Consider the following 5727-nt stretch of genomic DNA (forward strand, 5'->3'; position numbering starts at 1 on the left):
TCACTGTAACGTCTAATTACTTTGTCATTTCTATACATAATGTTTAAAATTATGTAGCCTTATTTCAGGACGGGTCACTATTGCATACAACGGTCTAGTATAACCGTCAGTTACGGATTAATATACGTTAATTTTGGGTTAAGCACAGACCTTAGCAATTCCGAGTGGATTCGGACGTAGTCGAATCCGCCGTAATTGCGTTTATACATTGTTGTGAGCTGGCTTTTTTCCATAAAAACTTTTTAATCGGTCAGAGTACTTATGATTTATAAATAGTCCAATTCCAAAAATTCCTAATCCAAATGAAATTAGGAACCCAAATCTTGAATGTGATTTGGATTCACTAAAGTCATAAACTACTTTTCCATTTCTATCAGCTATTTGGAAAACTGTCGGTTTGTATTCATCCTTTTGACTTTTTTTTATCCAAACAGTCGCTTTTTCCGATTTTTTTAATTGCTTTTCTAAATTTTCAAATCTTTCGTTAAATTTACTTTGCCCAATATTTTTCATAAGGACATAAATACTTTGTGTTGAATTCAGAGTAAATTTTAGTTCGGACTTAATGCTTTTTGAGCCTCTAGAACTTTCTACAGGAGTGTAATATGTGTTTAAATAACCTATTTCTCCATTTTGCTTAATTAGAGAACTTTTAAATGTAAAAAGAGTTGGTGCAAAAAAATAAAACGCACAAATAATTGAAGTAATTCCAACAAATAATCCCTTTTCAGCGTAATATGCTTTATTCATTTATTTTCTTAGCGTAATGTTTTTTCAGCTTGCTCACAACGGTTTTGTGTATGATTTCGTTGCGTGTTTCAGCAACTAATTTAGCAAATACAAACCGAATAGAAAATCCGCGAGGATTTTCGTAAGTAGGCAAGTACTAGCAATGAATTATACACGGTGTTATGCCCTGTTATTTTTCAAAGTCAGATATTTTCAATCCGTCTTTTTTAATTTTATCTAAATCTAATATTCTGTCAAACGGAATTATATTTTTAGTTTCTAACTCGCTTTTAAACTTGTCAGCATAAGAGTGAGCAAAACTTTCTTTTTCCGAGCTTGGTAAACTATGATATTTATTCCACCGTTTTTCCCAAGCATCATATTCTTCATCAGGCTTTTCGGGTTTCTCTACAACGTTTAAATAATGTACAAAATGTCCAAATTCGTGAGGTAATGTTCTGTAAAGTTGAGTAGCTCTTATATTCTCAATTTTATATTCAGCCTCAAAGTAACGTTTTTCCATTACTATTTTATGTCCATCGTCTTTAAGTCTTTCCAACTCTTTCTGCGATTCTACACTTAATTTCTTACTCCATTTAAAATTCCGTTCTAAATCAATTGCCTCAATTATAATTGCAGGAAAATGTTCGTTTTCAAACTCATAAGAGTAGATTAATCTTCCCCAAACTGATTTTAGATTCTCTTCTTTTCTTGTAGGCTGTCTTAAAACAATTAATTCTAAATCTCCATAATCTTCTTTTGGAATTTCAGATAATATTTTTTCTAAATCGTCAATAGTACAAGCGTGAAATGAGTTTTCTCTTGTTTCTTCTATTACGAATTTAAACTTGTGATTATTTATTTTTCTTTCAACTACTTTATATTTTCCCAACCTTTCGTAGAAGTATTTCATTTCAACAGCTGGATATGGAACGACAAGTTTATTGTCTTGTCCATAACCTTGTTTGGCTGTTCCTATATTTCTATTTCTTCGTGTTGGATTGAGCATTTTGGTCTAATTGGGCATAACGGTCTAGTATAACCGTCAGTTACGGATTAATATACGTTAATTTTGGGTTAAGCACAGACCTTAGCAATTCCGAGTGGATTCGGACGTAGTCGAATCCGCCGTAATTGCGGTTATACATTGTTGTAAGTAGTTTTTATTCCGCAAGATATGATTCCGATATTCTTTTTTTAGCATTAATTAAGTCAGATTCACTTTCCCAAACATCAATTTTACTATTCTCTGCTATAAAATTTTTAGTAAATAAGATAGCAAATTCCTCAGGACTCAATTCCGTATTATCTCTTTTTGCGATTTCAGAATTCCGTAGCCATAAATCTTTAATAGCGATTTCAATCGTGTCAGATAAATTCAATACTTTTTTGATTGTTTTTTTCCAGTCATTAAAGTCAGTCGAAAATACTTTATCAAGGTCTATCTTTTTGAGTATTTCTTTTTTTTCAGAAGGAAGTTTTTGGATAGTGTCAAGAATGTAAAGTTGGAAAAAAGTATCTATCGGTTGAGGATTAGTTTCTCTTGGTTCAGGTTTCTTTTTTCTGCTAAAAAAATTCATTTATTACGGTTCTGTTAAATTACTTACAACGTGTTCGTGTATGATTAGTTGCGTGATTGAGCCAGTAATTTAGCGAACTATTACGAACCAGAGAAAATTCCGAAGGAATTTTCCAAATAAGCACTCGCCAAAGCAATTAATTATACACGGTGTTGTAGCACGTTTTTATTCAAATTTAGAGTTTTTCCATACTCTCATTAATTCCATTTTTTCTTTTTCTCGCTTGTAATTTAAGTTAACGCCAAAATCCAATCCATTTCTATATGTAGAATACAAATCCTGGTATAGCAAAATACCTCCATCTGGTCCATAAACTGTTATTTTAAACAAATCAAAAATCAAATTGTCAATTTTCTCTTTTGAAGAAACTGTATCAACTTTAATTCCATTGCTCGCATAAGTATTGTAAAGTAATTCCTTAACAAATACTTTATTTTCTTCATATTCACCATCATACTCAATTTCAAATTTTTCAGATGTAGCTATAAAGTTGTGAACTCTATCTTTTTGAAAACTTATAAGTTGTTTTAAACCACTAGCATCATAATCAATTCCATTTGCTTCGTTTACTAATTTTAATCCATTATCTTCTCTTTTTTGTGATTCGTCTCGCTTTGTAACATCCCAACCTTTAGGGATTTCTATTGTCCACCCAATTTCTTTACTGTGATATTTGTTTTCTATAACTTTTCCCTCGTCAACTTGTTTATTTGGGTCAGTTTTACAAGAGGTAAAAAGAATTAAAGTAAAAAAAATTAAAATGTATATTCTCATATTTCGGTTTCTTAAATGTGCTACAACGGTTGATGTATGGAATGTGCGGTTTTGTGTGCGAGGATTTTCCGAAGGAAAATCAGACGCAAGCAAACACGCATTAGCCATTGGTTGAGCACTAAAATAAGCATTTTCTATACATATTGTTGTGCACAGGTTATTTTATGTTTTAAAAGTTTTGCAATCCGTTTTTTTTGCGCAATAAAGAGAGAAATCAGAAAACACGGTTGAGTAAAATCAGCGTATAAAAGCAAGAGTAATATCCGATTAAAAAGGCTGTGTGCGTTTTAAATCCGTTTGGAGATTGAGTGAAATCAGAAAGGAGCAGAGTGTTTTTTTACATTTAATATACACTTTTTTGAGCTCGAGTGAGCACTTGTGCACAACGGTCTCGTATAACCGTCAGTTACGGGTTAATATACGCAGACTTTTCGGTTTGGCACAAACTTTAGCAATTCCGCGTGGATTCGGACGTAGTCGAATCCGCCGTAATTGCGGTTATACATTGTTGTGCAACGTTTTATTCGTAGTATTTATATTCATATCGATATTCCGACAACGAATTATCTCTAGACCATCTGGATTCTCTGTAAAATTCAATCAGTCCTTTCTTGTTATAGATGAATTCTTCATTAGAACTTGTTATTTCTACATTTTGTTCTTCTTTATAACCAGATGTTCTGATTAGTTGATTTTTAGAATTGTAGAAATAATTACGTCCATAACCTCCGTGATAAGTTATTTTGACTAATCTATTATTCTTATAAAAATAATTAATCAGTGAATTTATACTACTACCATCTAATGATTCACTTTTGATTGTATTTCCATTATTGTCTAATGTTGTAGTGTTAATTCTTGACGGAATTGAATCTCTTCCTATTTTTTCAATAATCTTATTGCCATCATCAGTTTTTTCGAAAGTAGACTTTCTTCTTATTTTATTGTTTTCATCATAAGAAAGTTTCATCGTCATAAAGTTGTCTTCATCATAAAATTGCTTGAAAACATTATTATTTAATTCGTCAATCGTAGCAATTTTATTACCTCTATCATCGTATTTATGACGCCAAACAGTTGGTTTATTAAAATTTGAATGTGTCATTACAGATATGATGTTATTACCGTTTACATCATAGATTTTCGTGAGCGTAGATTTGAGGTTTTTATATCCAGCAAAATCATCATCTAACCTATAGATTAATTTACCTAGAGAATCATATCTAATTTCGTTTACTAATTTATTTTTCGCGTTGAGTATTTTAACTACTTTGATTTTATTCTTAATTATTAAACTATCAGCATTTGTTTGTCCAAATGTGAAGTATGTAGATAGAAATAAAAAAAATATTAATAATGATTTCACAAAGTTTGTTTTAAATGTTGCACAACGGTCTCGGCTATGAGTAGTTGCGTGGGTTAGCACTTAACTTTGCAAATACACACCAAACTGAAAATCCGCGAGGATTTTCAAAAGTAGGCGAGAACAAGCAATTACTTATAACCATTGTTAGCTGTGGTTTTTTATTGTTTTTTGTCTGCATTTTCGGTTAAATCCTCAGCAAATTTCTCTACGTTTTTATAAAGTTCGATTTTTTTTCTGTCAGGATATGGATTATAAAGCTCTACAGTTGGTAATTCTGCTTTAAAAATTGTATTCATAAATTCCATTTCTTTCGGGTATTTATAAAAGATTTTTCCTTTTGGAAAGTTGTTCTCTTTTTGCCACAGTTCAAATTCGTTTGAAAAACAGTGATGCTTGGGTTGATTTATTCGCTCAAACAACTCTTGATTCACAATCATTGCAAAACGATATATTCCGTTGATTTCATAAGCAAAGTATTTTGCAAGCTTGTTATTTAACTTATTAACAGAATGTTCCATTTTTTGGAATGCAGTACATAGTTCTTGCAAAGAATTACTTGCATCTTGGGCGTCATTTTTAACCAAAGCTCTAAAATATTGAACAGTGTGTTTTTCCCAACTTGTAATTTTTTTCGATAAGAATTTGTCCGCTTTTGCAATTGCTTCATTCTTAAATTCCGTTTGTTCGTAATAAAGTACTTTTAATAAGTTTACTGAAACTTCTGTATAAAATTTACCCTTAGATTGAGGTAATTCTTTTGGAAAGAAATGGTCGATAACAGAAAAATCATTGCAAGAGAAGGAACTAAAAGTATTGAAAAGCACATTGCAATGGTCTGTTCCGCTGGCTAACATACCTCTATTTAATAATTTTTGTCTAGATGTTTGAAATAGAATATTATTAAGATTTTCAAAGTCAAAATTTTGATATAAATTGTAAAAACTAAAGTCATTCATTGTGTTAGCTAGTCGAATAAAAGCCTTTGTTTTTTTTATACCATTTTCTTTCTCTTTTAAATATTTTTCATAAAAACTATAGTTTCGAGCATCAAACTCTTCCCAAGTTTTTGGTGGATAGTAATATCCCCATTTTTTAAAACTTTCTTCAGCTAATTCTTTATATGTCTCAAGAAACTTTTCAGCGTTGTTCATCTTTATTTTTCCTATAGATTTTTTTAGCAATGCTCTCTTAAATCACAGCTAACGTTAGATGTATAGTTAGTAACGACCGTAGGGAGATATTGACTATACATTGTGTTGTGTGCTTTATGCTTTTAAA

Annotated in this window: 6 protein-coding genes; all 6 read right to left on the reverse strand. The window is 31.0% G+C overall.

Annotation, left to right across the window (positions count from 1 at the left end):
* Positions 1 to 201: 201 nt before the first annotated feature.
* The 6 genes from Q0997_RS19935 to Q0997_RS19960 all read right to left on the reverse strand — a co-directional run bounded on the left by Q0997_RS19935 (position 202) and on the right by Q0997_RS19960 (position 5630).
* Positions 202 to 750 carry a hypothetical protein gene (locus Q0997_RS19935; RefSeq protein ID WP_299892397.1) on the reverse strand — a complete coding sequence of 183 codons (549 nt, stop codon included), beginning with the start codon at positions 748 to 750 and terminating at the stop codon, positions 202 to 204.
* 169 nt (positions 751 to 919) lie between these two features.
* Entirely contained in the window at positions 920 to 1738 is an 819-nt protein-coding gene (locus Q0997_RS19940; protein ID WP_299892400.1) for a hypothetical protein, read from the reverse strand.
* Positions 1739 to 1892: 154 nt separating this feature from the next.
* Positions 1893 to 2309: a hypothetical protein gene (locus Q0997_RS19945; RefSeq protein ID WP_299892402.1), complete on the reverse strand. Its 417-nt coding sequence runs from the start codon at positions 2307 to 2309 to the stop codon at positions 1893 to 1895.
* A 165-nt stretch (positions 2310 to 2474) separates the two neighbouring features.
* Entirely contained in the window at positions 2475 to 3083 is a 609-nt protein-coding gene (locus tag Q0997_RS19950) for a hypothetical protein (RefSeq protein ID WP_299892405.1), read from the reverse strand.
* Positions 3084 to 3603: 520 nt separating this feature from the next.
* Positions 3604 to 4449: a hypothetical protein gene (locus Q0997_RS19955; protein ID WP_299892408.1), complete on the reverse strand. Its 846-nt coding sequence runs from the start codon at positions 4447 to 4449 to the stop codon at positions 3604 to 3606.
* Positions 4450 to 4607: 158 nt separating this feature from the next.
* A complete protein-coding gene (locus Q0997_RS19960; protein WP_299892411.1) occupies positions 4608 to 5630 on the reverse strand; it encodes a hypothetical protein in 1023 nt (340 codons plus the stop codon).
* Positions 5631 to 5727 lie beyond the last annotated feature (97 nt).

It is taken from the genome of uncultured Lacinutrix sp., assembly GCF_947500325.1.
Classification (GTDB): Bacteria; Bacteroidota; Bacteroidia; order Flavobacteriales; family Flavobacteriaceae; genus Lacinutrix.

What these genes read in the sequence shown, in the direction of transcription:
- Q0997_RS19950 (WP_299892405.1), bottom strand. Translation starts at nt 3,083, where the DNA reads ATGAGAATATACATTTTAATTTTTTTTACTTTAATTCTTTTTACCTCT.
- Q0997_RS19935 (WP_299892397.1), bottom strand. Translation starts at nt 750, where the DNA reads ATGAATAAAGCATATTACGCTGAAAAGGGATTATTTGTTGGAATTACT.
- Q0997_RS19945 (WP_299892402.1), bottom strand. Translation starts at nt 2,309, where the DNA reads ATGAATTTTTTTAGCAGAAAAAAGAAACCTGAACCAAGAGAAACTAAT.
- Q0997_RS19940 (WP_299892400.1), bottom strand. Translation starts at nt 1,738, where the DNA reads ATGCTCAATCCAACACGAAGAAATAGAAATATAGGAACAGCCAAACAA.